At 69.5% G+C, this 25899-nt stretch carries 23 protein-coding genes and 4 tRNA genes; 4 read left to right on the forward strand and 23 right to left on the reverse strand.

Going from position 1 to position 25899, the window contains the following annotated elements; translation table 11 throughout:
- The first annotated feature begins 172 nt into the window (after positions 1-172).
- Positions 173-1087 (forward strand): type IV toxin-antitoxin system AbiEi family antitoxin domain-containing protein, encoded by a 915-nt coding sequence (locus tag LH076_RS08745; RefSeq protein ID WP_227780308.1) that lies wholly within the window; start codon positions 173-175, stop codon positions 1085-1087.
- Between the two features lie 61 nt (positions 1088-1148).
- Here LH076_RS08745 and LH076_RS08750 read toward each other — a convergent pair whose 3' ends face one another.
- The 22 genes from LH076_RS08750 to LH076_RS08855 form a co-directional block, all read right to left on the reverse strand.
- A complete protein-coding gene (locus tag LH076_RS08750; RefSeq protein ID WP_415753124.1) occupies positions 1149-3500 on the reverse strand; it encodes a RelA/SpoT family protein in 2352 nt (783 codons plus the stop codon).
- A 34-nt stretch (positions 3501-3534) separates the two neighbouring features.
- A complete protein-coding gene (locus LH076_RS08755; RefSeq protein ID WP_321573693.1) occupies positions 3535-4074 on the reverse strand; it encodes an adenine phosphoribosyltransferase in 540 nt (179 codons plus the stop codon).
- Between the two features lie 5 nt (positions 4075-4079).
- Positions 4080-5282, reverse strand: coding sequence for a protein translocase subunit SecF (gene secF / locus LH076_RS08760; RefSeq protein ID WP_227780309.1), 1203 nt, complete (start codon positions 5280-5282; stop codon positions 4080-4082).
- Positions 5282-6991 (reverse strand): protein translocase subunit SecD, encoded by a 1710-nt coding sequence (gene secD / locus LH076_RS08765; RefSeq protein ID WP_227780310.1) that lies wholly within the window; start codon positions 6989-6991, stop codon positions 5282-5284. The genes secF and secD overlap by 1 nt, the downstream gene beginning before the upstream one ends.
- 5 nt (positions 6992-6996) lie before the next feature.
- Positions 6997-7335, reverse strand: a complete 339-nt coding sequence (yajC, locus tag LH076_RS08770) for a preprotein translocase subunit YajC (protein ID WP_227780311.1) — start codon at positions 7333-7335, stop codon at positions 6997-6999.
- A 106-nt stretch (positions 7336-7441) separates the two neighbouring features.
- Positions 7442-8509, reverse strand: a complete 1068-nt coding sequence (gene ruvB / locus LH076_RS08775) for a Holliday junction branch migration DNA helicase RuvB (RefSeq protein ID WP_227780312.1) — start codon at positions 8507-8509, stop codon at positions 7442-7444.
- 4 nt (positions 8510-8513) lie between these two features.
- The gene (gene ruvA, locus LH076_RS08780; RefSeq protein ID WP_227780313.1) at positions 8514-9122 is read right to left on the reverse strand and encodes a Holliday junction branch migration protein RuvA; all 609 of its coding nucleotides are present in this window, start codon (positions 9120-9122) and stop codon (positions 8514-8516) included.
- Positions 9123-9127: 5 nt separating this feature from the next.
- Entirely contained in the window at positions 9128-9643 is a 516-nt protein-coding gene (gene ruvC, locus LH076_RS08785) for a crossover junction endodeoxyribonuclease RuvC (protein ID WP_227780314.1), read from the reverse strand.
- A gap of 44 nt (positions 9644-9687) precedes the next feature.
- On the reverse strand, positions 9688-10452 hold the full coding sequence (locus LH076_RS08790) for a YebC/PmpR family DNA-binding transcriptional regulator (RefSeq protein WP_227780315.1): 765 nt from the start codon (positions 10450-10452) through the stop codon (positions 9688-9690).
- 38 nt (positions 10453-10490) lie between these two features.
- Entirely contained in the window at positions 10491-11084 is a 594-nt protein-coding gene (gene pdxT / locus LH076_RS08795) for a pyridoxal 5'-phosphate synthase glutaminase subunit PdxT (RefSeq protein WP_227780316.1), read from the reverse strand.
- On the reverse strand, positions 11081-11983 hold the full coding sequence (gene pdxS, locus LH076_RS08800) for a pyridoxal 5'-phosphate synthase lyase subunit PdxS (protein WP_227780317.1): 903 nt from the start codon (positions 11981-11983) through the stop codon (positions 11081-11083). The genes pdxT and pdxS overlap by 4 nt, the downstream gene beginning before the upstream one ends.
- A 54-nt stretch (positions 11984-12037) precedes the next feature.
- Entirely contained in the window at positions 12038-12679 is a 642-nt protein-coding gene (gene pgsA, locus LH076_RS08805) for a phosphatidylinositol phosphate synthase (RefSeq protein WP_227780318.1), read from the reverse strand.
- A 12-nt stretch (positions 12680-12691) separates the two neighbouring features.
- Positions 12692-13456 (reverse strand): inositol monophosphatase family protein, encoded by a 765-nt coding sequence (locus LH076_RS08810; protein WP_227780319.1) that lies wholly within the window; start codon positions 13454-13456, stop codon positions 12692-12694.
- Positions 13449-14003, reverse strand: a complete 555-nt coding sequence (locus LH076_RS08815; protein WP_227780320.1) for an HIT family protein — start codon at positions 14001-14003, stop codon at positions 13449-13451. Before LH076_RS08815 ends, LH076_RS08810 begins: the two co-directional genes overlap by 8 nt.
- Positions 14000-14725 (reverse strand): TetR/AcrR family transcriptional regulator, encoded by a 726-nt coding sequence (locus LH076_RS08820; RefSeq protein ID WP_227780321.1) that lies wholly within the window; start codon positions 14723-14725, stop codon positions 14000-14002. The genes LH076_RS08815 and LH076_RS08820 overlap by 4 nt, the downstream gene beginning before the upstream one ends.
- 15 nt (positions 14726-14740) lie before the next feature.
- Positions 14741-16504 (reverse strand): FAD-dependent oxidoreductase, encoded by a 1764-nt coding sequence (locus LH076_RS08825; protein WP_227780322.1) that lies wholly within the window; start codon positions 16502-16504, stop codon positions 14741-14743.
- Between the two features lie 57 nt (positions 16505-16561).
- Entirely contained in the window at positions 16562-17551 is a 990-nt protein-coding gene (locus LH076_RS08830) for an AurF N-oxygenase family protein (protein ID WP_227780323.1), read from the reverse strand.
- Positions 17552-17666: 115 nt separating this feature from the next.
- The gene (gene thrS / locus LH076_RS08835) at positions 17667-19610 is read right to left on the reverse strand and encodes a threonine--tRNA ligase (RefSeq protein ID WP_227780324.1); all 1944 of its coding nucleotides are present in this window, start codon (positions 19608-19610) and stop codon (positions 17667-17669) included.
- A 144-nt stretch (positions 19611-19754) separates the two neighbouring features.
- A tRNA-Val gene (locus LH076_RS08840) sits at positions 19755-19829 on the reverse strand.
- Positions 19830-19864: 35 nt separating this feature from the next.
- Positions 19865-19935: transfer RNA gene (locus tag LH076_RS08845), tRNA-Cys, on the reverse strand.
- Between the two features lie 20 nt (positions 19936-19955).
- A tRNA-Gly gene (locus LH076_RS08850) sits at positions 19956-20028 on the reverse strand.
- Positions 20029-20110: 82 nt separating this feature from the next.
- Positions 20111-20560, reverse strand: coding sequence for an SsgA family sporulation/cell division regulator (locus LH076_RS08855; RefSeq protein ID WP_227780325.1), 450 nt, complete (start codon positions 20558-20560; stop codon positions 20111-20113).
- Between the two features lie 151 nt (positions 20561-20711).
- Here LH076_RS08855 and LH076_RS08860 point away from each other — a divergent pair.
- From LH076_RS08860 to LH076_RS08870, 3 genes are all read left to right on the forward strand, one after another.
- A tRNA-Val gene (locus LH076_RS08860) sits at positions 20712-20783 on the forward strand.
- 47 nt (positions 20784-20830) lie between these two features.
- Positions 20831-23560, forward strand: coding sequence for a hypothetical protein (locus LH076_RS08865; RefSeq protein WP_227780326.1), 2730 nt, complete (start codon positions 20831-20833; stop codon positions 23558-23560).
- Positions 23557-25023, forward strand: a complete 1467-nt coding sequence (locus LH076_RS08870; protein WP_227780327.1) for an ABC transporter ATP-binding protein — start codon at positions 23557-23559, stop codon at positions 25021-25023. The genes LH076_RS08865 and LH076_RS08870 overlap by 4 nt, the downstream gene beginning before the upstream one ends.
- Here the strand turns inward: LH076_RS08870 and LH076_RS08875 are convergent.
- The gene (locus tag LH076_RS08875; RefSeq protein ID WP_227780328.1) at positions 25005-25868 is read right to left on the reverse strand and encodes an acyl-CoA thioesterase domain-containing protein; all 864 of its coding nucleotides are present in this window, start codon (positions 25866-25868) and stop codon (positions 25005-25007) included. The two genes, LH076_RS08870 and LH076_RS08875, sit on opposite strands and share 19 nt — an antisense overlap.
- Positions 25869-25899 lie beyond the last annotated feature (31 nt).

Raw genomic sequence — 25899 nt, forward strand, 5'->3', positions numbered from 1 at the left:
CGCGAAATCCGGGTTGTTGCCCCGCGAAATCCGGGAAGTCGCCACGACGCACCATCACTCCAGCCCCAATGCGGGCCGGCGCCCGTCCCGGACCTCAGTCGCCGGCACGCTGATCCACAGCCCGGAGAGCGGCAAATGAGCCGCAGCATCAGTCCCGACGATGGTCACCGCCATGACCACGATCACTCTCGGACCTGAACCCTTCACCGTCGCCGAGCTGACCACCCTGGGTCTCTCACCCAAGCGGCTCCGTGCGCTCCACGAGGCCGGCTCTGTCCGTCGGGTCCTCCGCGGTGTGTACGTCGACGCAACACTGGACGACACACTCGAACTCCGTGCCCGGGCGCTGGCCCGGGTCGTCGACGAGAACCATGTGGTCGTCGACCGGTCCGCGGCCTGGCTCCACGGGATCGACACCTTCGCCTATGGGGAGGGCGCAACGCCTCCACTGGAGATCTGCACCCTGCCGGCGCGACACGCCACCCAGCGATCCGGGACCAAGGGCGGCCGTCGTGATCTCGCCGACCGCGACATCATGAGGCTTGGCAATGTGCGCGTGACGACGCCGTTGCGAACCGCCCTCGACCTTGGCTGCCACCTGAGGCGCCGAGAGGCGTACGCAGCACTCTGTGCGTTCGCGAGGGAGCAGGGCGTCCAACCGTCGCACCTTGTGAGAGAGGTTGCGAGGTTCCGAGGGCGTCGCGGCGTCATCCAGTTGCGCGGGCTCCTTGGTCACGTCACTGGAGCGGTGGAGTCACACCGTGAGGCATGGACCCTCCTGGCGATCCTCGACGCAGGGGTGATGGCGCCGATTCTGCAGTTCTGGATCGAGATCGACGGAGTGCCGACGTACCGGCTCGACCTCGCCTATCCGCGCCAGCGCGTGGCTGTCGAGTACGACGGGGAGGCGGATCACTCGACGCCGGAGCAGCGGGTACACGACGCGGAGCGTCGGGCGTGGCTCACCGCTCATGGCTGGACTGTCATCGTGGTCCGCAAGGGCGACTTCACCGGTCGCGAGCTCGACCGGTGGCTCGGCGAGCTGAGGACCGCGCTTCGCCCGACGTACACCTCCCGACGCTGGTGACGGAAGCCGGAGGTGGCGGGGCTAGAACCCGGAGGTGGCGGGGCGAGAACCCGGAGGTCGGCTAGCTGGTGACGCGGTAGGCGTCGAAGACACCCGGGACGGATCGGACCGACTTGAGGACCGTGTCGAGGTGCTTGGCGTCGGCCATCTCGAAGGTGAAGCGGCTCTTGGCGACGCGGTCGCGTCCGGTCGAAAGGTTGGCGCTGAGGATGTTCACGTGGCTGTCGGAGAGCGCCATGGTGATGTCGGAGAGGAGGCGGGCGCGGTCGAGCGCCTCGACCTGGATGTTGACCAGGAAGACGGCGTTGGCCGAGGCGCCCCACTCGACGTCGATCATCCGCTCGGGGTTGGCCTTCAGCGAGGCGGCGTTGGTGCAGTTGTCGCGGTGGACCGAGACGCCGCCGACCTTGGTCACGAAGCCGATGATCGGGTCGCCCGGCACCGGCGTGCAGCACTTGGCGAGCTTGGTCCACACGTCCGGCTGACCCTTGACGAGTACGCCGACATCGGTCGCGCTCGTGTTCTGCGACCGTGACGAGCGGCGGTTGATGGTGACGGCCTCGGCCAGGTCCTCCTGGGCGGCCTCGCTCCCGCCGTGCTCGTCGACCACACGACGTACGACCGCCTGGGGGGACAGGTTGCCCTCACCGACGGCGGCATAGAGCGCCTCGACGTCGTGGATGTTGAAGTGCCGCGCGGCCAAGGTCAGCGACTCATGCGACATCAGGCGCTTGAGGGGAAGGCCCTCCTTGCGCATGAGCTTGGCGATCTGCTCTTGGCCCTTCTCGATCGCCTCGTCCCGGCGCTCACGGGTGAACCAGGCACGGATCTTCGAGCGCGCACGGTTGGACTTCACGAAGCCCAGCCAGTCCTGCGACGGCCCGGCAGTCGGCGACTTCGAGGTGAAGACCTCGACGGTGTCACCGTTCTGCAGGGTCGACTCGAGCGGAACGAGGCGACCGTTGACGCGGGCGCCGATGGTGTGGTGGCCGACCTCGGTGTGGACGGCGTACGCGAAGTCGACAGGAGTCGCGTCGGCGGGCAGCGCGATCACGTCGCCCTTCGGGGTGAAGACGTAGACCTCGGTGCGGTTCATCTCGAAGCGCAGCGACTCCAGGAACTCCCCCGGATCCTCGACCTCGGACTGCCAGTCGACGAGCGTCTTGACCCAGCTCATGTCGGGGCCGCCGGTGGGGTTGAGGGGCCGGTCGGTGTCCACACCCGCGCGGCCGGCCTCCTTGTACTTCCAGTGGGCGGCGACACCGTACTCGGCGCGCCGGTGCATCGCGAAGGTCCGGATCTGCATCTCGACGGGCTTGCCCTGCGGACCGATGACCGTCGTGTGCAGCGACTGGTAGAGGTTGAACTTCGGCATCGCGACGTAGTCCTTGAACCGGCCGAGGACCGGGTTCCAGCGCGAGTGCAGGACGCCGAGGACGCTGTAGCAGTCACGGTCGTCGTCGACGAGGATGCGGATGCCGACCAGGTCGTAGATGTCGGAGAACTCCTTACCCCCGACGATCATCTTCTGGTAGATCGAGTAGTAGTGCTTCGGCCGGCCGGTGACGGTGGCCTTGATCTTGGACTCCTTGAGGTCGTTCTCGACCTGGCTGATCACCTGCGCGAGGAACTGGTCACGCGAGGGCGCCCGCTCGGCGACGAGGCGGACGATCTCGTCATAGATCTTCGGGTGCAGCGTCGCGAAGGAGAGGTCCTCGAGCTCCCACTTGATCGTGTTCATGCCGAGCCGGTGTGCCAGCGGCGCGTAGATGTCGAGCGTCTCGTTGGCGCTGCGCTCCTGCGACTTCAGTGGCACGTAGCGCAGCGTGCGCATGTTGTGCAGCCGGTCGGCGAGCTTGATGACGAGCACCCGGATGTCCTTGGACATCGCCACGACCATCTTGCGGATGGTCTCCGACTGCGCGGAGTCGCCGTACTGCACCTTGTCGAGCTTGGTGACGCCGTCGACGAGCTGGGCGACCTCGGCGCCGAAGTCCTTGCTCAGCTGCTCGAGGGTGTACGGCGTGTCCTCGACGGTGTCGTGGAGCAGCGCGGCGACGAGCGTGGGCTCGGTCATGCCGAGCTCGGCGAGGATCGTCGTCACGGCGAGCGGATGCGTGATGTAGGGGTCACCGCTCTTGCGCATCTGCCCGCGGTGGTGCTTCTCGGCGGTGACGTAGGCCCGCTCGAGCAACGCCAGATCGGCCTTGGGGTGGTTGGCGCGGACGGCACGGAAGAGCGGCTCGAGGACAGGATTGCCTGCACCGCTCTTGGTGCCCATCCGGGCCAGGCGGGCGCGCATGCTGCGCCCGGAGGTGGCGCCCGTCGAGGGCACGGCCGCCTCCCGTGACGGGGCCTTGCTGACCTGGACAGCGCTCTCGCGAGCGGGCGCGACGGTGCGATCCTCGGTCATCCTCCGAGTCTATCTACGAGACGTGACCGTCGGGTCAGACGGTGACAAGTGCGGTGACCCGGAGGTCGCCCAGGGTCTGACGCCCGGGCAGGAAGCTGAGCTCCATCAGCACCGCAACACCGACGATGACGCCGCCACAGCGCTCGACGAGCTTGCGGGTGGCATCGAGCGTGCCCCCGGTGGCGAGGACGTCATCGATGAGGAGCACCCGGTCGCCGGGCTTCACCGCGTCGCTGTGAATCTCGAGGGTGGCCTCGCCGTACTCCAGCGCATAGGACTCACCCACGACCTCACGCGGAAGCTTGCCGGCCTTGCGGACCGGCACGAAACCGACGCCGAGCTCGAGTGCGACTGGCGCAGCGAGGATGAAGCCTCGCGCCTCGGTGCCGAGGACGAGGTCGACGACGGGCTCGCCGGCGTCGTCACAGCCGGCGAGACTGAGCCGCGTCACCGTGGAGGCGAACGCCCCGTGGTCGGCCAGCAGCGGGGAGATGTCCTTGAACATCACGCCCGGCTCGGGATAGTCCGGGACGTCGAGGATGTACGCCGACAGATCCAGCTCGTCCTGCGTCATCCGTGCTACTTCTTCCCGCGCTGCGACCGCGGCTTGCGGGTCGGCTGCGAACGGCCGGCCGCACCGCTGTCCCTGATCGGGCCGCGGGCCGGCTTGCGGATGACCGCGTCGCCGGTCTCGAGCTCGAACTCGAGGTCCTCCAGCTCGGGGGCCGACTCGGAGACCGGCATGCCCTCGCGGAAGGTCGGGACGGCGGCGTACTTGTCGGCGGCGGCGCGGGCGCGGGCCTTGGCGCGGCGCTCCTGCAGCTTGACCTCGTCCTCGGTGGACTTGAGGTGCACGAGGATGCGCGGCGCCACCCACACCGACGAGAAGACGCCGGCGGCCATGCCGACGAACTGCGACAGCGCCAGGTCCTTCAGCGAGCTGGAGCCGAGCAGGATCGCGCTGGTGAAGAGGATCGACCCGATCGGGATCAGCGCGACGATGGACGTGTTGATCGACCGGACGAGCGTCTGGTTGACGGCGAGGTTGGCCTCGCCGGCGTACCCGAGCCTGCTGCCCCGGAGGTTCTTGGTGTTCTCGCGGATCTTGTCGAAGACGACGACGGTGTCGTAGAGCGAGAAGCCGAGGATCGCGAGCAGACCGGTGACAGCCGCAGGCGTCACGCGGAAGCCGGAGAGCGAGTAGACGCCCATCGTGATGACGACGTCGTGGAAGAGTGCGACGAAGGCGGCGACCGACATCTTCCACTCGCGGAAGTAGGCGCCGATGAAGAGCATCGCGAGCAGCACGAAGAGGATCACGCCGGTGATCGCCCGCTGGGCGACCTCCTTGCCCCAGCTGCCGCCGATCTCCGTCGGCGAGATCTGCTTGGTCTCGTCATCGACGTGGACGACCGAGGTGATCACGTCGATGATCTTGGCGTCGTTGGCCTGGGAGAGCTCCTCGACCTGGACGGTGATGCCGTCGTTGCCGGAGGTGGAGACCGTCGGCTCCTCGGCACCGGGGATACCGGCGTCGGCGATCTTGGTCCGGAGCTCGTCGACGGTCTTCTGGGTGGCCTGGGAGGAGCTCAGGCCGCTGACCTGGATCTCCGTGCCGCCGGTGAACTCCACACCGAAGGAGAATCCGCGGAAGAGGACGATGAGGAGGGCGGCCAGGACGATGCCGCCGGAGATCGTGTACCAGAGAGGCCGACGACCGATGAAGTCGAACGACTTCTCACCGGTGTAGAGGTCGTGCCCGAGCTTTGCGAAGTTGAACATCAGGCCTTGCCTCCGACGTTGCTGGTGCGGGCGACGCGGGCCCTGCGGGCCTCACGCGGATCCACACCGAGCGCGTGCACGCTCAAGCCGGACCACGCACCGCCGCCGTTGAAGAACTTGAACCGGGCCAGCCACGTGACCATCGGCTTGGTGAACCAGAAGAGCACCGCGAGGTCGAGCAGCGTGGAGAGGCCGAGCGCGAAACCGAAGCCCTTCACGACGCCGGTGGCGAAGATGTAGAGCACCGCGGCACTGAGCAGCTGCACGACGTTGGCAGCCATTCGGGTCTGGCGAGCACGGACCCAGCCGGACTCGACCGCGACGCGCATCGACTTCCCGTCACGCATCTCGTCACGGATGCGCTCGAAGAAGATGATGAACGAGTCGGCCGTGATGCCGACCGCGATGATCAGGCCCGCGATGCCCGGGAGGGTCAGCGTGAAGCCGGCCGTCTTGCTCAGCAGGAGCACCAGGGCGTAGGTCCAGGCCGCAGCCACGACGAGCGAGGAGAGCACGACCAGGCCGAGGCCGCGGTAGTAACCGAGGCACCACAGCGCCACGAGGAGGAGGCCGATGCCGCCGGCGATGAAGCCCGCCTGGAGCTGGTTGCCGGCGAGGGTCGGCCCGACGACCTCGACCGTGACGTCCTTCTTGAAGGCGATCGGGAGGGCGCCGTACTTGAGGCTGGTCGACAGGCTCTGGGCCTCGGCCTGGGTGAAGTTGCCCTCGATCTGGGCGCCGCTGCTGATCCGGGACGACGCCGTCGGCGCGGAGATCACCTGGCCGTCGAGGACGATGGCGAACTGCTGGCCGGTGTTGGCGATGGTGCCGGTCGCGTCGGCGAAGATCTTGCGGCCGTGGCCGTTGAAGTCGAGCGTGACGACGTAGTTGACCTGCTGCTGCGGGATGCCGAAGCTCGCGTCGGTCAGGTCGGTGCCCTCGATGATCGCCGGGCTCAGCAGGTACTTCACCTGGCCGTCGGGGTCGCAGGTGAGCAGCGGCTGGGTGGGGTCGTCCTTGACCTCGGCCGTCGTGTCGGGGCAGGTGAAGGAGGTGAACTTCGTCGCCCAGTCGTCCGGCGGGGTGTTCATGAACGAGACGGCCGCGTCGAACGTCGCATCATCCTTCGACGCGGGGGCCGACGAGGAGGCGGTGGCGGAGGGCGAGCCCGTGGTCGTCGCCGCCGGCGCGCTGGCCGTGGCGGACGGCGTGGGCGTCGGGGTGGCGGTCGCGGTCTTCGCGCCCTTCTTCACACCGAACCCGAGCGGGGCGCGCTGGGCGCCGGTGCCGGAGGTGATGCCGCCGGTGGTGTCCGTCGACGCCGCGGCCGTACCGCAGGTGGTCGACGTGGAGGAGTCACACGCGACCAGACGGAAGCGGAGCTGCGCCTGGCGCTTGACGGTGTCGACCAGGTCCTGGCGGTTCTTCCCGGGGATCTCGACGGTGATGAAGCGGTTGCCCTGCGTGGTCACCTCGGCCTCGGAGACACCCGAGCCGTTGACGCGCTGGTCGATGATGCCGCGCGCCTCCTTGAGGTTGTCCGTCGACGGGTTGCCGTCGGCGATCAGCGTGATCCGGGTGCCGCCCTGGAGGTCGAGACCGAGCTCGGGCTTCCAGGTGTTGCCGATGACCACGAGGCCGTAGGCGACGGCGAGGGCCAGGAAGAAGACCGTGAGGGTCCGGCCCGGCTTGGAGGTCTTGCGTGCCATGCGGGTCAGTTCTCCTTGTCGAGGTCGACGCCGTCGTGCGTCGCACCGGCCTCGGGGATCTCGGAGGCATCGTCACGGGCGGTCTCGGCCGGCAGGATGTGGCCGATCGCGGCCTTGGCCACCTTGATGTGGACGCCGTCGGCGATCTGGACGACGACGAAGTCGTCCGTGCGCTCGACGATGGTGCCGAAGATGCCCGAGGTCAGCACCACGTGGGCGCCGGGCCCGGCGGCCTCCTGCAGTGCCCGGGCCTCGGCCTGTCGCCTGCGCTGGGGCCGGATGATCAGGAGCCAGAAGACCAGCAGGATCACGATGAACGGCAGGAACTCGCCGATCTGAGACATGGGAGAACTTTCAGGCAGACATCAGGAAGCAGGCCCCCGGAGGGGCCGACGCGCCAGTCTAGCCACGGTCGCGGTGTGATCCGGCCATTCCGGGCTCGATCACCGACTATTCACCGAACAGCGTCTCCTGCGTGACCGCAGGGGCGGTCAGGCCCAGGTGGGACCACGCGGCCGGAGTGGCGACCCGGCCCCGCGGCGTACGGGCGAGGAAGCCGTTGCGGACCAGGAACGGCTCCGCCACCTCCTCCACCGTCTCGCGCTCCTCACCGACCGCGACGGCCAGCGTCGAGACGCCGACGGGGCCTCCGCCGAAGCGCCGGCAGAGTACGTCGAGCACGGCTCGGTCGAGGCGGTCCAGGCCCAACGGGTCGACCTCGTAGAGCTCCAACGCGGCCTCGGCCACGTCGAGGGTGACGACGCCGTCGGCGCGGACCTGGGCGAAGTCGCGCACGCGACGGAGCAGGCGGTTGGCGATGCGCGGTGTGCCACGTGAGCGCGAGGCGATCTGGGCGGCGCCCTCGTCGGTGAAGTGCACGTCGAGCAGGCCGGCGCTGCGTCGGACGATCAGCTCCAGCTCGGCGGGCTCGTAGAACTCGAGGTGGCCGGTGAAGCCGAACCGGTCGCGGAGAGGACCGGGCAGAAGGCCGGCGCGAGTGGTGGCGCCCACCAGGGTGAAGGGCGGGATCTCGAGCGGGATGCTGGTGGCGCCCGGGCCCTTGCCGATGACGACGTCGACCCGGAAGTCCTCCATCGCCATGTAGAGCATCTCCTCGGCGGGCCGCGACATGCGGTGGATCTCGTCGACGAAGAGGATGTCGCCCTCGTTGAGACCGCTGAGGATGGAGGCCAGGTCGCCGGCATGCGTGATGGCGGGGCCGCTGGTGAGGCGCAGCGGGCTGCTCATCTCGGCGGCGATGATCATGGCCAGCGTGGTCTTGCCGAGACCGGGAGGCCCGGAGAGAAGGACATGGTCGGGCGTGCGGCCGCGCTGGCGGGCTGCCTCGAGGACGAGCCCGAGCTGCTCGCGCACCCGGGCCTGGCCGACGACCTCGTCGAGCGTGCGCGGCCGGAGTGCGGCCTCGATCGCTCGCTCGTCGCCCTCGGCCTCGGCGGCGACGAGGCGCTGGAGGTAGTCGCCCTCGGCCTCGTCCAGCTCCTCCTCATGGAACGGCATCGCTCTACGCCTTGCTCAGGATTTGCAGGGCCGCCTTGAGCAGCTGGCTCACGTTGGGCGCTCCGGCCGGGTCCTCGACCGCCTGGACCGCACGGTCGGCGTCCTTGGCGTTGTAACCGAGGCCGGTGAGTGCCTCGGCGACCTGCGTCCGCCACGGCGCCGCACTCGCGATCGACGAGGTGCTGCCGCTGGTGCCGGTCGGGGCACCGAGCCGGTCCTTGAGCTCGAGGATCATCCGCTGCGCGCCCTTGAGACCGACGCCCGGCACCTTGGTCAGGGTCTTGGCGTCGTCGGAGGCGACCGCCATGCGGAGCGTGTCCGGCTCGAGGACGGCGACGATGGCCTGGGCGAGCTTCGGTCCGACGCCCTGCACGGTCTGGACGATCTCGAAGATCGACTTCTCCTCCTCGTTGGCGAAGCCGAAGAGGGTGAGCGAGTCCTCACGCACGATCAATGCGCTGGGCAGCGCGGCCTGGGTGCCGGTGCGCAGGCCCGCGAGGGTCGACGGGGTGCAGAGCAGCTCGAGACCAACTCCTCCTTGCGCTCCCCCGACCTCGATCACGGCACTGGAGAGCGTGACGGCGGCGACCGTGCCGCGGACATGTGAGATCACGTCGATCAACTCCTCTGCGCAGCGATGGCTGCCTCGAGTCGGGACTGGGCGCCTCCGCGCCAGATGTGGGTGATGGCCAGTGCGAGCGCGTCGGCCGCGTCGGCGGGCTTCGGCATCGCGTCGAGTCGGAGGATGCGTGTCACCATCGCCCCGACCTGCGCCTTGTCGGCGCGGCCGTTGCCGGAGACCGCGGCCTTGACCTCACTCGGCGTGTGGAGCGCGACCGGGATTCCCCGGCGTGCCGCACAGACCATCGCGACGCCGCTCGCCTGCGCGGTGCCCATGATGGTCGAGACGTCCGAGCGCGCGAAGACCCGCTCGATGGCCACGGCGTCAGGTCGGTACTCGTCGAGGCGTGCCTCGATCCCCTGCTCGAGCTGGGCCAGTCGCTCCCAGACGGGCAGGGTCGACGTCGTACGCACGACGCTGACGTCGATGAGCGTCAGCGGCCGGCCGACGCTGCCGTCGACGACGCCCGTGCCGCACCGGGTGAGGCCGGGATCGATCCCGAGCACGCGCATGCTGTCTCCTGTCGAACAGTTGTTCTAGGAGGACAGTAGCCCGATCACTCGAGCTCTTCGAGCACCTCCGCCGGGATGTCGGCGTTGGAGAAGACGTTCTGCACGTCGTCCAGGTCGTCGATGACGTCGACGAGACGAATCACCTTGGCGGCAGTCTCGGCGTCGGCGACGGGGATGTCCATCGAGGCGACGAACTCGACGTCGGCCGACTCGTAGTCGAGGCCCGCCTCCTGGATCGCCGTGCGGACCGCGACGACATCGCTCGGGTCGGAGATCACCTGCCACTGCTCGTCGAGGTCGTTGACCTCCTCGGCACCAGCATCGAGGGTCGCCTCGAGCACGGTGTCCTCGTCGACCTCTCGGCCCTCCTGGTCCTTCGCGAGGACGACGATGCCCTTGCGACCGAAGAGGCGCGAGACCGAGCCCGGGTCGGCCATGGTGCCACCGTTGCGGGTGACCGCGGTGCGGACCTCCATCGCGGCGCGGTTCTTGTTGTCGGTCAGACACTCGACCAGCAGCGCGACGCCGGCGGGGCCGTAGACCTCGTACATGATCGTCGTGTAGTCGACGGCGTCACCGGAGAGGCCACCACCGCGCTTGACCGCGCGGTCGATGTTGTCGTTGGGGACGGACTGCTTCTTCGCCTTCTGGATGGCGTCGAAGAGGGCCGGGTTGCCGGACGGGTCAGGGCCACCCTGCTTCGCCGCGATCTCGATGACCTTGATCAGCTTCGCGAAGAGCTTGCCGCGCTTGGCGTCGATCGCGGCCTTCTTGTGCTTCGTGGTTGCCCACTTGGAGTGACCTGACATGAGCACGAAGTCTAGTGAGTGACGCTCGTGTTACTGAATCAGGTCGGGATCATCTGCAGGAAGAGCCGGTGCAGCCGCCCCTGTCCGGCCTCGGGTCCGACCTCGGGGTGGAACGACGTCGCCATCAGGTGCCCCTGCCGTACGGCGACGGGGTGCTCGCCCGCACGGGCGAGGACCTCCACGCCCTCCCCCACCTCCTCCACCCAGGGAGCTCGGATGAAGACCGCGTGCACGGGGGTGTCGATTCCGGTGACGTCGAGGTCCTCCTCGAAGGAGTCGACCTGCCGCCCGAAGGCGTTCCGCCGGACGGTGAGGTCGAGGCCGCCGATCGTCTCCTGATCGGCGGTGCCGTCGAGGATGCGGTCGGCGAGGAGGATCATCCCCGCGCAGGTCCCGAAGGCCGGCAGGCCGTCCCTGATCCGCTCGCGGAGCGGGTCGAGGAGCTCGAACGTCCTTGCCAGCTTGGAGATCGTCGTCGACTCACCGCCCGGCAGCACGATTCCGTCGAGCTGCGCCAGCTCGCTCGGCCGGCGTACCGCGACGGTGTCGACGCCGAGGGAGTCGAGGGTCGCGAGGTGCTCCCGCACGTCTCCCTGCAGGGCCAGCACGCCGACGGTGGGACGGTGCGTCACCAGCCGCGTTCGGCGAACTGGATGGAGCGAGCGGGCTCGTCGACGTTGATGCCGACCATGGCCTCACCCAGGCCGCGGGAGACCTTGGCGACCACGTCGGGGTCGTCGTAGAAGGTCGTCGCCTTCACGATCGCCTCGGCACGCTCGGCGGGATTGCCGGACTTGAAGATGCCGGAGCCGACGAAGACGCCCTCGGCGCCGAGCTGCATCATCATCGCGGCGTCGGCAGGCGTGGCGATGCCACCGGCGGTGAAGAGGACCACCGGCAGCTTGCCGGCCCGGGCGACCTCGGTGACGAGCTCGTAGGGAGCCTGGAGCTCCTTGGCGGCGACGTACAGCTCGTCCTCGCTCAGCGCGGCGAGGTGACGGATCTGCTTGCGGATGGTGCGCATGTGGGTGACGGCGTTGGAGACGTCGCCCGTGCCGGCCTCGCCCTTGGAGCGGATCATCGCAGCACCCTCGGTGATACGGCGCAGGGCCTCACCGAGGTTGGTGGCACCGCAGACGAAGGGGGCCGTGAAGGTCCACTTGTCGATGTGGTTCTCATAGTCGGCCGGGGTCAGGACCTCGGACTCGTCGATGTAGTCGACGCCGAGCGACTGCAGCACCTGGGCCTCGGCGAAGTGGCCGATGCGGGCCTTGGCCATCACGGGGATCGAGACGGCCTCGATGATGCCGTCGATCATGTCAGGGTCGGACATGCGCGAGACGCCGCCCTGGGCACGGATGTCGGCCGGAACGCGCTCGAGCGCCATCACGGCGACCGCGCCGGCGTCCTCGGCGATCTTCGCCTGCTCCGGGGTGACGACGTCCATGATGACGCCTCCCTTGAGCATCTCCGCCATGCCGCGCTTGACGCGGGAGGTGCCGACAACGGTGTCCGTGGTGCTTTCAGCCATAGGGCGAAGTCTAGGTCCGTAGGGACCCTTTACTTCCCTCGGGTCCGCGCGGCCTCACGCGTCGAGGGCGAGGGCCTGCCGGCGCACGACCCAGACCCGCTGGACGACCGTGATCGTGCTGGCGATCGCGAGCGCCCAGAGCGTGATCTCCATGAGCCAGTGGCCCCACGACCAGCCCCAGTCGGTGAAGAGGCCGCTGAGGCCGGTCATCACGAGGATCGCGACCAGGCGGTCGGCCCGCTCGGCGATGCCGACGTGCGCGTCGAGGCCGATGCTCTCGGCCTTGGCGCGGGCGTACGACGTCACCGAGCCCATCACGACGCACCACAGCGACAGGCCCAGGTAGAGGCCGTCGTCACCGGGGCCGGCGTAGTAGAGGACGAGAGCACCGAAGATCGCGCCGTCACCGATCCGGTCCAGGGTGGAGTCCCAGAAGGAGCCGAAGGTCGACGCGCCCGGCGTACGGCCGACCTTGCGGGCCATCGCGCCGTCGACGAGGTCACTGAAGACGAAGCAGGTGATGACGACCGTGCCCCAGAAGAGCTCGCCGCGCGGATAGAACCCGAGCGCACCACCGGCGACACCGAGGGTGCCGACGAGTGTCACCGTGTCCGGGCTGACCTTGAGCGCGATGAGGAGGTTGATGATCGGGGCGAGGACGACGCCCTGCCAGAACGCCTTGAACCTGTCCAACATGGTGCGCTCAGGCTAACGGTCTTCGAGGGCCGCGAGCGCTTCGGCGACAGCCGTCGGCGCGCCGATCACGGACCAGAGCTTCCCGGCCGCCTCGACCTGTCGCGCCACTCCCCCGGCGCCGAGGATCAGAGCCTCGCCCGGGAGCCGGTCCCACAGCGGCACGGTGTGCTGGCAGAAGAGGTGCAGCTGCCCTTGGGCGACCGCGGCCATGTCCATCGAGCCACTGCCGAGCATCCGCTGGGTCGCGGCGCGGGTGACCACCCGCTGGTGGGCGACACCGACCTCGCCGCCGTACCAGGGCGGGTGGAGGTAGGTGGTGACACAGGACGTGGAGAGCGGGCGGTCCGCGATCGGCGGGATCGGCTCGCCGTTGCGCGTCGACGGGAGGTCGGGACCGCCGAGGTAGAGCACGTCCTCGTAGGGGTGGTAGATCGCGCCGAGCACGAGCTCGTCACCGTCCACGAGGGCGAGGGCCGAGCACCACCAGGTCAGCCCGCTGACGAAGTTGTAGGTGCCGTCGACAGGGTCGATGATCCAGCGGCGGCCGCTGGTGCCCTCGCTCGCGGCACCCTCCTCACCGAGTACGCCGTCGTCCGGGCGCTCGGTGGCGAGGCGATCGACGATCAGGGCCTCGGCGGCGTGGTCGGCCTCGGTGACGACGTCCGAGATCGACGTCTTGGAGCTCACCGCGACGCCCTTCGCGCGCATGGAGGCGGCGAGGCGACCGGCCTCCCTGACGAGCTCTCCCGCCAGGGCGACGTCGCTCCGATCAGGCACGCCAGGCCTCGCCGAGGAGGTTGCGGGTGTCTCCGAGCAGCTCGGGCAGCGTCTTGGTGCGGCCGATGATCGGCATGAAGTTCTGGTCGCCGACCCACCGCGGGACGACGTGCTGGTGCAGGTGGGCCGCGATGCCGGCGCCGCCGGCGGCGCCCTGGTTCATGCCGATGTTGAATCCGGGCGCCTTCGACACCTCGGAGATGACGCGCACGGCCTGCTTGGTCAGCGCGGCGATCTCGGTCGACTCCTCCTCCGTGGTGTCGACGTACCCCGGGATGTGGCGGTAGGGGCAGACCATGAGGTGGCCGGGCGAGTACGGGTAGAGGTTGAGGACGACGTACGCCGTCGTGCCGCGGTGGACGATCAGGCCGTCCTCGTCCGGGAGTGCCGGGATCCGGCAGAAGGGGCACTCCTCCTCGCCGTGGTGGTCGGGCCGGTTCTCGCCGCGGATATAGGCCATCCGGTACGGCGTCCACAGCCGCTCGAGCTGGTCGGGCTCCCCGATGCCGTCCTGTCGCAGCGGCGACTCGTCGCTGTGCTCACTCACGTGGGAAGGCTATCGGTCGCCAGCGCCGAGGCGAGCAGGTCCTCCATCCGAAGGTCGCGGGTGAGCTCGACGCCGAAGTTCGCCGCGTGGCCCTGGATCACGAACCAGATCGACTCGGTCACCAGGTGCGCGACGCCCTCGGCGGGTAGCACCTGCTCGGGGCGCGAGATCCATCGGCGCACCGCGGAGAACGCGGCTCCGACGATCCCGTAGACCATGGGATCGACCAGGGCGATGAACTCGTCGGGGTTCTCGAGCTTGGTCACGGGCAGTGCGACGAGGACCAGTTCGGTGATCTGCTCGGCGAGCCGATCCAAGCCCTCCTCGAGCGGACCGTGGTCGTGTGACGTGTCGTGGTCGGCGAGCCGGTGCAGCGCCGGGTGGTCGACGGCCCAGGTGACATAGGCGCTGATGATCCGGCCGATGATCTCCGGGACGGTGCCCTCGACCCGCACCTCGGGGAGCAGGAGCGCCCAGACCCCCTCGAGGATCGTGGCCTGGACGGCACGGTCGAGGTCGGCACGGTCGGCGAAGTGGCGGTAGACCACCGTGCGCGACAGGCCCGCGTGCTCGGCGATCTCCTGGATGTGGATCTCGGTGCCCGGCTCGCTTCGCTGGGCGATGTCGATCGCCGCCGCGATGATGTGGCGCCGGCGCTCCTCCTTGTGACCGTCCCAGCGGGTCTGACGACCGTCGCGCGGGCTGTCGGCGGAGGGGGGCATGGTCAGTCCTGTCAGTCAGTCCCGGGTCGGTGCGACCGCGCTGCCGACGGTGGTGACGGCATCACGGGCGATCGTAGCGACCCCGACTCCTCCGGCCATCGCCCCCCGGACGAATTTCCTCGGATTCCGTACCAGTCGGGTGGCGGCGACGATCGGCGCACGCTTGTCGTCGCGGACGATCCGGAGTGCCTCGTCGACGTCGACGATCTTCACGCGGACACGGCCCTCGGCGGCGCCGCGACGGCGCTCCTCACGCTCGATCGCCTGCCAGCCGGCCAGGTCGACGTAGTCGGGCTGGTGTCGGCGTACGCTCGCGGCGACGGTGGCGGCATTGCCGGCCGGCTGCGGGACCAGGCCCGCGTCGAGGTCGTCGAGGATCGTGTCGACGGTCTCCTCGGAGTCGGTCTTGTTGGTCCCGATGAAGCCGTTCGGGCCGCGCTTCACCCAGCCGGAGACGTAGACGCCGGGCGTCACACGCCCCTTCTCGTTCGGGACGGTGCCGGTGCGCTCCTCGTAGGGCAGGCCGGCGACGGGAAGGCCCTTGTAGCCGACGGCGCGGAGCAGCAGGCCCGCCTCGATCGTCTCCGTCTCCCCCGTCGGCACCGCGACGATGTTGCCGTTCGCGTCGAGGTCGAGACGGTTGCGGCCCACGACGACGCCCGTGACACGGTCGGTCCCGGTCACCTCGACGGGCGAACTGAGGAACTTGAGCACGATCGTGCGCTTGGCCGGGTCGAACGGACGGTCCAGGAAATCGCGGAGCAGCGTCGACTTCGTGTCGGTGCCCAGGATCTCGATGCCGCCGGCGTCGACGACGACGTTGAGCGACTCCAACCCGTGCAGGCCGACGAGCTCGGGGACCGTGAAGGCAGCCTCGGCCGGGCCGCGACGGCCGAGGACGACGACCTCACGCACCGTGCTGCGACGCAGCTGGTCGAGCGGCAGGGCGGCGATGTCGGTGGTCTCGAGCACCTCGACGTCCTCGGTCAGCACGCGGGCGACATCGAGGGCGACGTTGCCGTTGCCGACGACCACGACCCGCTCGCAGGAGAGGTCGACAGCAAGGTCCTGCTTGTCGGGGTGGCCGTTGTACCAGGCGACGAAGTCGGTGGCCGAGAGCGAGCCGCGCAGGTCGTCCCCCGGTACGCCGAGCGGCCGGTCAGCCGCGGCGCCGACCGTGTAGAGGACGGCGTGGTAGTGGCTCGCGAGCTCCTCGTGACTGACGGCGGAGCCGACCTCGACGTTGAGGAAGTACCGGAAGCCGGGCTGGCGCTCGATCTTCTTGAAGAGCTTCTGCACCTGCTTCGTGTGCTGGTGGTCAGGGGCGACGCCGAAGCGGACCAGGCCGTAGGGCGTGGGCAGCCGGTCGTAGACGTCGACCGTGATCTCGGGGTGCTTGAGCAGCTCGTCGGCGGCGTAGAGACCGGCCGGGCCGGCGCCGACGATCGCCACCCGGAACGGGCCGTCGGCCTCGAGGCGACGCTGCGGCGGAACGAGCGCGAGCGGGGTGCGGTCGGCGTGCGGGAAGACGTCGAAGTACTCGGCGTTGAGCGACAGGAAGGGCTGCTGCTCCACGGTCAGCGTGGTGTGCGGCACGATCGCATCGGCGGGGCATGCGGTCGTGCAGGCACCGCAGTCGACGCAGGTGGCGGCGTCGACGTACAGCATCTCGGCCTCGGCGAAGCCGGGCTCACCGGGGGCCGGGTGGATGCAGTTGACGGGACAGGCGAGGGTGCAGGAACCGTCCGAACAGCAGGACTGGATGACGACGTGCGGCACGGAGACTCAATCTAGTGAAGGCCGGCGGTCGCCGGGGCGGAACGGGACGGCGAGCGGTCAGTGCGTCGCGGACGCGGGCTCCCCACGGAAGCGGGCCGGCTTGCCGTCGATGCCCATGAGGCGCCACAGCGGCTTGGTGACGGCGTGACGCAGGCCGAGCTCGTCGGCAAGCATGCGCACGTCGCTGAACATGTCACGGCGGAGCTTGCTGGACTCGGCGGAGTCCCACCAGATCTCCTTGGCGACCTCGTCGGGGATGCCCATGTCGTGGCGCGCACGCCTGCTCGGCACCATGATGACGTCGCAGAGCAGGCCCATGATGATCGGGAACAGCGCCGCGAGGACCTGCTTGCGGACCGGGTCGAGCTCGGGGATGTGCTGCTCGAGGTACTGGTGGGCGAAGCCGATGTGGCGCGCCTCCTCGGCGATGTGGATCTGCATGATCCGGTTCGCCATCGGGTGGCTGCCGCCGGCGCGCATCGCGCCCTTCTGCAGGTGGTCGATCGGCTCCTCGCCGGCGAGGATGCCGACGAAGAAGGCCTCGGGGAACCATGCGCCGGCCGAGGCCAACAGCGGGACGAGCATCTTGAACAGCGTCGGGGCACCGGAGACGTCCGGGTTCACCCGGTTGACGAACTCCTGGAACATCTGGGTGTGGTGACACTCCTCGGTGATCTCGTGGGTGGCGTAGCGGAACTCAGGGTTGCCGTTCTTCGCCCACATCAGATGGTTGACCACGCCACCGATGAGCAGCTGCTCGAACTGCAGGCCGACCTTGGCGACCTGCGCCCAGCGGTACATCCCGATCTCGATCTGGCGCTGCTTGGGCAGCGTCTTGTACCAGGGGTGATGACCGATCTCGTCGGCGTCGGTGAGGATCCAGCGCTCGTCGTGCGGCTCGAGGGAGAGAGCCTCCCAGTCGATGTCCTTGAACGCGTCGAAGTGCTGGTCGACGGACGCCTGGGAGAGGGTCCGCAGGGTCTCGAGGTACTCCTGCCGGCCTTGGATCTTGTGTCCGGTCTTCTTCTCCGACTGCACTGCGGTCATGTCGCTCACCTCTCGACGTTGATCAGTTACGAGGACGTCTCCACTTTAGTGCGACGTACGTCACCGAAACAAGTGTTAGCGCGACATGGCGTCACATCAATTGGTGACGCCTCGCTCAGACCTGGGCGTGCGAGGCGATGGCGTCGAGGATCCGTGCGACCGCGTCGGCGACGGGGATGCCGTTCTCCTGGCGCCCGTCGCGGTAGCGGAAGCTGACCGCGCCGTTCTCGACGTCCTCGGCGCCGGCGATCAGCATGAAGGGGACCTTCTGCAGCTGGGCGTTGCGGATCTTCTTCTGGAAGCGGTCGTCGGACTCATCGACCTCGACCCGGACGCCCTGAGCTTTCAGCAGCTTCGCGACGTCGTAGAGGTGGTCGGCGAACTGGTCGGCCACCGGGATGCCCAGCACCTGGACGGGGGCGAGCCACGGCGGCATGGCACCGGCGTAGTGCTCGACGAGGACGCCCAGGAAGCGCTCGATCGAGCCGAACTTGGCGCTGTGGATCATCACCGGCTGCTGCTTGGTGCCGTCGGGGGCGACGTACTCCAGGCCGAAGCCGGCGGGCTGGTTGAAGTCGTACTGGACGGTGCCCATCTGCCATGTGCGGCCGATCGCGTCCTTGGCCTGGACGGAGATCTTCGGCCCGTAGAACGCGGCGCCGCCGGGGTCGGGGACGAGCTCGAGGCCGGTCTCGGTCGCGACCTGCTCCAGCACGGCGGTGGCGGTGGCCCAGTCGTCGTCGGAGCCGACGAACTTGTCCTTCTTCCGGTCATCGCGCGTGGAGAGCTCAAGGTAGAAGTCGTCGAGGCCGAAGTCGCGCAGCACGCTCAGCATGAAGTTGAGCAGGTGCTTGACCTCGTCGGGCGCCTGCTCCTTCGTGACGTACGAGTGGCTGTCGTCCTGGGCGAAGCCGCGGACACGGGTGAGGCCGTGGATGACGCCGGACTTCTCGTAGCGGTAGACCGAGCCGAACTCGAAGAGGCGCAGCGGGAGCTCGCGGTAGGAGCGCTGCCGCGAGCGGTAGATCAGGTTGTGCATCGGGCAGTTCATCGCCTTGAGCTGGTAGTTCGCGCCCTCGAACTCCATCGGCGGGAACATCGTGTCGGCGTAGTACGGCAGGTGGCCCGAGGTGTGGAAGACGCCGTCCTTGGTGATATGCGGCGTGCCGACGTAGGAGAAGCCCTCCTCGATGTGGCGACGGCGGACGTAGTCCTCCATCTCCCGCTTGATCACTCCGCCCTTGGGGTGGAAGACGGGCAGGCCGGAGCCGATCTCGTCCGGGAAGGAGAAGAGGTCGAGCTCGCGGCCGAGCTTGCGGTGGTCGCGGCGCTCCGCCTCCTCGATCCGATGGAGGTGCTCCTCGAGCGCCTCCTGGCTCTCCCACGCGGTGCCGTAGATGCGCTGGAGCTGCTTGTTCTTCTCGTCACCGCGCCAGTACGCCGCCGCGGTGCGCATCAGCTTGAAGGCGGGGATCCGCCTGGTCGTCGGGAGGTGCGGGCCACGGCAGAGGTCCTTCCACGCGACCTCGCCGTTGCGGTCGAGGTTGTCGTAGATGGTGAGCTCTCCCGCGCCGACCTCGACGTCGGCGCCCTCGGCGATGTCCTCAGCGTCTTCGAGCTCGTCGGTGCTGGAGCCGCCCTTGAGGCCGATCAGCTCGAGCTTGTAGGGCTCACCGGCCAGTTCGACGCGGGCGTCCTCGTCGGTGGTGACGCGGCGGGAGAACTTCTGGTTGGCCTTGATGATCTTCTTCATCGCCGACTCGATCTTCGCAAGGTCCTCCGGTACGAAGGGGGTCTCGACGTCGAAGTCGTAGTAGAAGCCGTCCTGGACCGGCGGGCCGATCCCGAGCTTGGCCTCGGGGAAGAGCTGCTGGACGGCCTGGGCCATCACGTGGGCGGTGGAGTGGCGCAGGATGTCGCGCCCGTCGGGCGAGGAGATCGCGACCGGCTCGACCTCGTCACCCTCGGCGATCTCGTAGGAGAGGTCCTTCAGCTGCCCGTTGACCCGGGCAGCAATGACGTCGGGGTTGTCGGCGAAAAGCTCCCATGCCTTGCTCACCCGGGAAGGTTACCGAGGAAGGCCTCGAGTTCCCCAAGCGGTACTCCTCGGGAGTAGCGGACCTCGCGGACAGGCCCGAGGACATCACGGCGGCACGAAGAAGACCCCTGATCTACGTCTCCGCAGGGCAGGGGCCTTTTTCACTGGTGGACGATACTGGGTTTGAACCAGTGACCTCTTCCGTGTCAAGGAAGCGCGCTACCGCTGCGCCAATCGTCCGTGATTGTTGAGTTGTGGTGGTGAACCGAGGTGCGAGGTGGGTACGGGATTTGAACCCGTGTACACGGATTTGCAGTCCGTTGCCTCGCCTCTCGGCCAACCCACCGTGGAGGCTGAAAACCTCAGAGCGGACGACGAGACTCGAACTCGCGACCCCAACCTTGGCAAGGTTGTGCTCTACCAACTGAGCTACGTCCGCATTGCAACGCCTGCTGGGCTTTCACCCTGGCCGGCGGCGCGTCGAGAACATTAGCGGATCGCCACATCCGCACCAAATCGGGTCACTCGGCAGCGGCGAGGAGCTGGGAGATGAGCACATCCATGTCGATGTGACGGCTCTCCGTGCCGACCGGCACGAGCGCGAAGGTCCGGGCGAGGAAGAGCTGGATCTCGTGTGAGTCGGCCTGGGCGATCAGCCGGCCGTCGGGCGAGCTGAAGTCCAGGACCGCCACGGAGCGGGCGTCCTCGTCGATGCTCGGGTAGACCTTGACGTCACCCTCGCCCGACGGAGCCGCGAGGCCCTGGAGGAGCAGGGTGCGGGCCACGACCCACTCGACGTCACCGGCGGCGGAGTGGAAGACCAGCGAGACGGCGTACGGGTCCTGGGAGCAGTAGGACATCGTGGTGGCCACCTCGACGGTACGGCCCCACGGGTCGACGCAGGCGAGTGCGATGTCGTGCGCGACGGTGCTGGCGGCGGTCGTGGTCTTGTCGGTCGGCTGGTGCGTCATGTCCGGTCCCCCCGGGTCGTTTTCGCTGCTTGGGTCGTGTTGTTTCCCTGACAACGAGACGCATTCACTTTCGATCCGTGACGTAAGTCCCGAATTTTCCTCAGAATTTTTCGTGCGCTAGGGTTCTGGATCGCACCGCCTGGTGCTCTGAGGGTGATTGGCGCAGCGGTAGCGCACTTCGTTCACACCGAAGGGGTCACTGGTTCGAACCCAGTATCACCCACCTCACGACAGCCGAATACGACGAGGGCCGCCCCTAGGGTGGCCCTCGTGTCATTTCTCGTCCGCCTCGCCTTTGCGCAGGTCAGGCACCATCTTCGGCGGTGGCTGCTGTACGCCGCCGGGGTAGCGCTGGTGGTCGCGGTCCCTGTCCTGACGGCGGGCTCGGCGGCGGACGCACGGCGCGACGAGATCACCCATGCGGCCGCGTCGCTGGCGGTGCCGGACCGGATGATCGCGGTGACCTCGCCCTCGTCGGACGCTCCTGACGTGACACACCAACTCGCGCGGCTCACCTCGGCCCCAGTGCGGCGGCAGATGGCGTTCCGAGAGCTGACGAGTCGCGGGGAGGAGTTCTTCCTCGGGGCGGCCGACGCGCTGCGGACGCAGACACGGCTGACGGCCGGGGCGTGGCCGTCGTCCTGCACCCCCACCCGGTGTGAGGCCGTCGTGCTCGGCAATGGCGACTCCCCGGCCGTGCGGCAGGCGCTCGCCGATCTCGGCGTCGTCATCACCGGATCGGTCGAGCGCACCGACCCCCTGCTGCTCGGTGGCGAGTTCGATCCCGGCGATCACCGGATCGTGCTGGGCTCGGATGTGACTGCGATGGGGCGGCTGGCCTCGCTGAGCGGCTTCTCCCGGCACGTCGACCAGGTCACCTCGCTCGACGCCGCGCATGTGCGTGACGTGGGCGTGCCAGCGTACGTGCGGACAGTGGGACGCGTCGGCGAGGCCGTGCAGCCGTCCCAACTGGTGGCGCCGACCGACGCGCTGCGCGCCGCTGACGCGCGAGGCGCGAAGGCGGGCTCGCGCTTCGTCGTGCTGGACGCGCTCTTCGCGGCGCTGCTGGCAGGTTTCGTGGTGCTCGCGGCCGCGGCGTTGCGGCGCGAGGGCGATGCCCTGGCCGCGGTGCTGCGGCGACGAGGGGCGAGGCCGGCGCAGTCGCTGGCCGTCGTCACCCTCGCGCTCGGCCTCGTGACCCTGGCCGCGGCGGTGGTCGGGATCGGTGTGGCGGCAGTGGTCGCGCAGACCGCTGCGGGCATCCGTTCCGCGATGGCCTTCGCGATCGCGACGCTCGTGCTGGCCGAGGCGACGCTCGTCCTCCGTGCCTCCGTCGCGTTGCGGATCCGGGCGGGACTCGAGCTCCTCGCCGTGGCCGGGCTCGTCGCCGCGATCGCCTCGGGCGAGCGTGACGGGCGCTGGCTGGTGCCACCGCTCGCCTGCCTCGTCGCCGGCCTCGTGGCTGCCCGCCTCGTGCCTGCGGTGGCGGGACTCGAGCGCTGGCGGTTGCCGGTGACGGCACGCATCGCACTGGCCGGGCGCACGGCGCTCGCGCCGGTGGCCACGGGAGCGCTCGTGGCGGCGGCGCTCGCCGCCGTGACCTTCGTCGGCGGATACCGGGCGACCATCGACACGAGCGCGCGCGACCAGGCTGCGTGGACCTCTCCCCTCGCCTCGGTCGTGTCGGCGAGCATCGCGCACCCGACCGCCTCCGTCCTCGTCGAGCCGGGCCCGGGCGTGCTGCCCGTGGTCCGGACGAAGGCGACGCTGACGCCCGCGCCCGGGATCCACGTGACCGCCTCTTTGCTGGGCGTCCCGCCGGCGGCCCTCACGCGGGCGGCACGGTGGGAGGCGACGAGCGGCTCCTCACTGTCGGCATCGACGGTGTCCCGACGGCTGCAGGTCGATCTCGCGTCCTCCCCCGTCGTCAGTGGCGCGGTCTCGCTGCCCGTGAGCGGAGCGGCGCCCGACGTGGAGTTCAGCCTGTGGCTGCGCAGCTCCGACGGCCGGCCGCTCTCCGTCCCACTCGTACGTCGCGGGGACGAGCTGACGGGCACGGTGCCGCCCCGTTGGCCGGGTCTCCATGTGACCGAGCTGCAGATCGCCGAGACCGCCGCCCATCAGCAGCACCGCCTCCATGCGACCGGCGAAGGGACCGCGGACGTCGCACCACCCGCAGGGTCGGTGACGGTTGGAGACAACGGTCTGGGCATCCCGGCAGGCGTCGTCGACTACCGCCTGGACGGCGGCCCCCGGCTCGTCCCCACGGCCGCCACCTCGGACCCACTGCCGATCGCCGTCGACCGCGCGACCGCACGGCTTGCCCAGGACGGTCGCCTGCGGCTCAGCAGTGCCGGCGGGATCGTCGGGCGTGTGGTCGCCGTGCTGCCGGGATTCCCCAGCGTGGTCGGGCGATTCATCGTCGCCGACCGGGACGCACTGCTCTCCCATCTCGACGCCGTGGCGCCCGGACAGAACGTGACGGAGTTCTGGACGACGCAGGCCACCGAGGCGCCGGGGCTGACCACCGTGTCCCAGGCCGCCGTCGCCGACCAACAGCGATACGACCCGATCGTCGCCGGCACCATCGACCTCCTGATGGTGCTGCTGGCCCTCGCCCTGGCCCTGTTGCTGGTCGCGCTTGTCCTCTTCCTCGTCGGTGAGCGCCGGGACGCGGCCGGTGAGCTCTTCGCCTGGGAGGCCGACGGGCTCTCGCCGCGGCTCCTGCGCAGCGCTCTGCTGCTGCGGGTGGTCGCGGTGGTCGCGGTCGCGGCGCCGATCGGGCTGGTGGCAGGGCTGCTGCTGGTGCGGACGACCGCCGGGTCGATCGCGGCGGGAGCCTGGGGTGTCGACGTACATCCGACGCCGCACGGTGTCGCCGGGTGGGGCTGGGCCACGGCACTGGCCGGGCTCGTCCTGGCGCTGGCGGTGGTGGCGGTCCTCGCGGGCCGGATGCTGCGGGAGCGGTGGCCGGTGCCGCAGGAGGTGGACCTCCGATGATCGAGCTGCGTGACGTCTTCTGCCTCTATCCCCTGCCCGGCGCAGGCACCGTGGCGGCACTGCGTGGCCTGTCCCTGTCGGTCGCGCCGGGTGAGATCGTCGTCGTCCACGGCCCGAACGGGTCGGGCAAGACCACCCTCCTGCGGGTGCTGACCGGGGAGGCCGCGGTGAGCGCGGGCATGGTGCAGCTCGCCGGCGTGGAGCCGAATGCGGTCGTGCGGCGCCGGGCCCTCGGGATCGTCGACCAGCACGCGGCACGGACGCTCCGCCCCGAGCTGACCGTGCTCGACAACGTCGGCCTCCAGCTCCAGCTGACCGGGATGCGGCGCGGTGAGGCGCACGCCCGTGCCCATGAGGCGCTGGGCGCACTCGGGCTCGAGTCGCTCGCGTCGCGAACTCCGATCGGGCTGTCGGCGGGGGAGGCGCAACGGGTGGCGGTCGCTGCCGCCATCGCCCACCGGCCGCCCGTGCTGCTCGCCGACGAGCCCACCGGCGAGCTCGACCAGGATGCGACCGACGCAGTCCTCGACCTGCTGCGCGAGGCAGCCCGGGCCACCGGAGCCTCGCTGCTGCTCGTCACCCACGACCGGCAGGCGGCGCGGATCGCCGACCGGGTCGTGCGGATCCGCGACGGCCGGCTGTCGGAGTCCTGGACACCGGGGTCGGCCGAGCAGCTGGTCGCCGACGACCGTGGCTGGATCAGACTTCCCGAGGAACTCCGGCACGGCTTCGCGCCGACCTGGGACGCCCTGCGGGACGGCGAGTCCATCCGCCTGACCGGCTCTGCGACGGCCGCGTCGCCCCCGGCTCCGGTCGAGGTTCCTCCCCTCCTCCAGCCGTACGCCGACGACCTGGTCGTCGCGACGGGCATCGTGACGGAACGCGGCGGACGTCGCGTGCACGACGGCCTCTCCCTGTCTCCCGCCTCCCCCGGTCTGACCGCGGTCCGCGGTCCCTCGGGCTCGGGCAAGTCGACGCTGCTCTCGGTCCTCCTGGGACTCTGCGATCCGGAGGAGGGATCGGTCCTGCTCGCCGGCGTCGACCTCTCCACGCTCGACCGGCAGGGCCGCGCGGCGCTCCGGCACCGCTGGGTCGCAACCTCGCTCAAGGACGCGGCGCTGGTCGAGAACCTCGACGTGGTCGGCAACCTCGCGCTCGCCCGTGCGGCCCGCGGAGCCCCCGAGCGCGATCCGTGGCTCGACGGCCTCGACCTCGCCCGGCTCGTCGGTCGGCCGGCGCGCCACCTCTCCGGAGGTGAGCGACAGCGGCTCGCGATCGCGCGGGCGCTGGACTCAGGACGGCCGCTCGTGGTGCTCGACGAGCCGACCTCGGCACAGGACGAGGCGCATGCCGAGCAGGTGGCCGGCGTACTCAGGGAGGCGGCGCACGCGGGCCGGACCGTCCTGTGCGCGACCCACGACCCGGTGCTGGCGCAGGCGGCCGATCAGGCGATCGAGCTCTGAGTCGCGTCGTCGCCGAAACCGGCGTCGGCGACATGGTGCGGCTGCTCCTCGAACTTCACAGTGCGGCGTGCGTTCGCGAGCGCCGTGACGGTGGAGGTGCCGAAGGTCCCGGCACGGTCGAACAGCTCGGCCGTGCCGGCGGCGATGCCCTCGCTGGAGACGTGGTCCGTCGCGCGGATGCCGACCTCGAGGCTCACGGGAAGGCGACTGATCGCCACGGACACGTCGGCGTTGATCCACTCGATGCCGGCGTCGCTCCAGTTGGTGATCATGCTCGTCGTGTCGGCGACCGCGGCCACCATGACGAACGGGCTCATCGACTCTCCGGCGACCGTGGGCACCGGCGACTGCCACGTCGCATGACGGCCCCCGTTCGTGTGCTCGGCGAAGTCCGTCGACCACGGCTTCAGGCTCTCGAAGTAGGGCGTGCGCATCTCGTCGCTGACCGGCACGAGGTCGAGTGGCGGCGGTGCGGAGCGCTCCGTGCTCTCCCAGGCGACGCCGGCGGGCTGCTCCCCCGTCGCGAGGAACGTCGCGCTGCCGCGGGCCACGACCGTGTCGCCCTGGCGTACCTCGCCGTCGATGAGCACCAGCCGCGGTCCCTCACGCACCACCGTGGTGACGATGTGGGTGGGAAGCATGCGGGCGGCCCGGAAGAGGTCGATCCGGTAGCGCGCCGGGACCATCCCCTCGCGGCCGAGCCCCTCGAGGGCCGACTCGATCCCCTTGGCGAGCAGCCCGCTGACGGCGACGCCATGCATCTGGTCGGCGCTCCACAGACTCGCCGCGATGGGGAGGGGGGTGAAGGTCTCGCCCGTGCGGGTGAAGTAGGCCGGGGTCGTCATGTCCGCACTCTAGCCGAAATATAGAACCTGT

It is taken from the genome of Nocardioides sp. Kera G14 (genome assembly GCF_020715565.1).
GTDB lineage: Bacteria > Actinomycetota > Actinomycetes > Propionibacteriales > Nocardioidaceae > Nocardioides.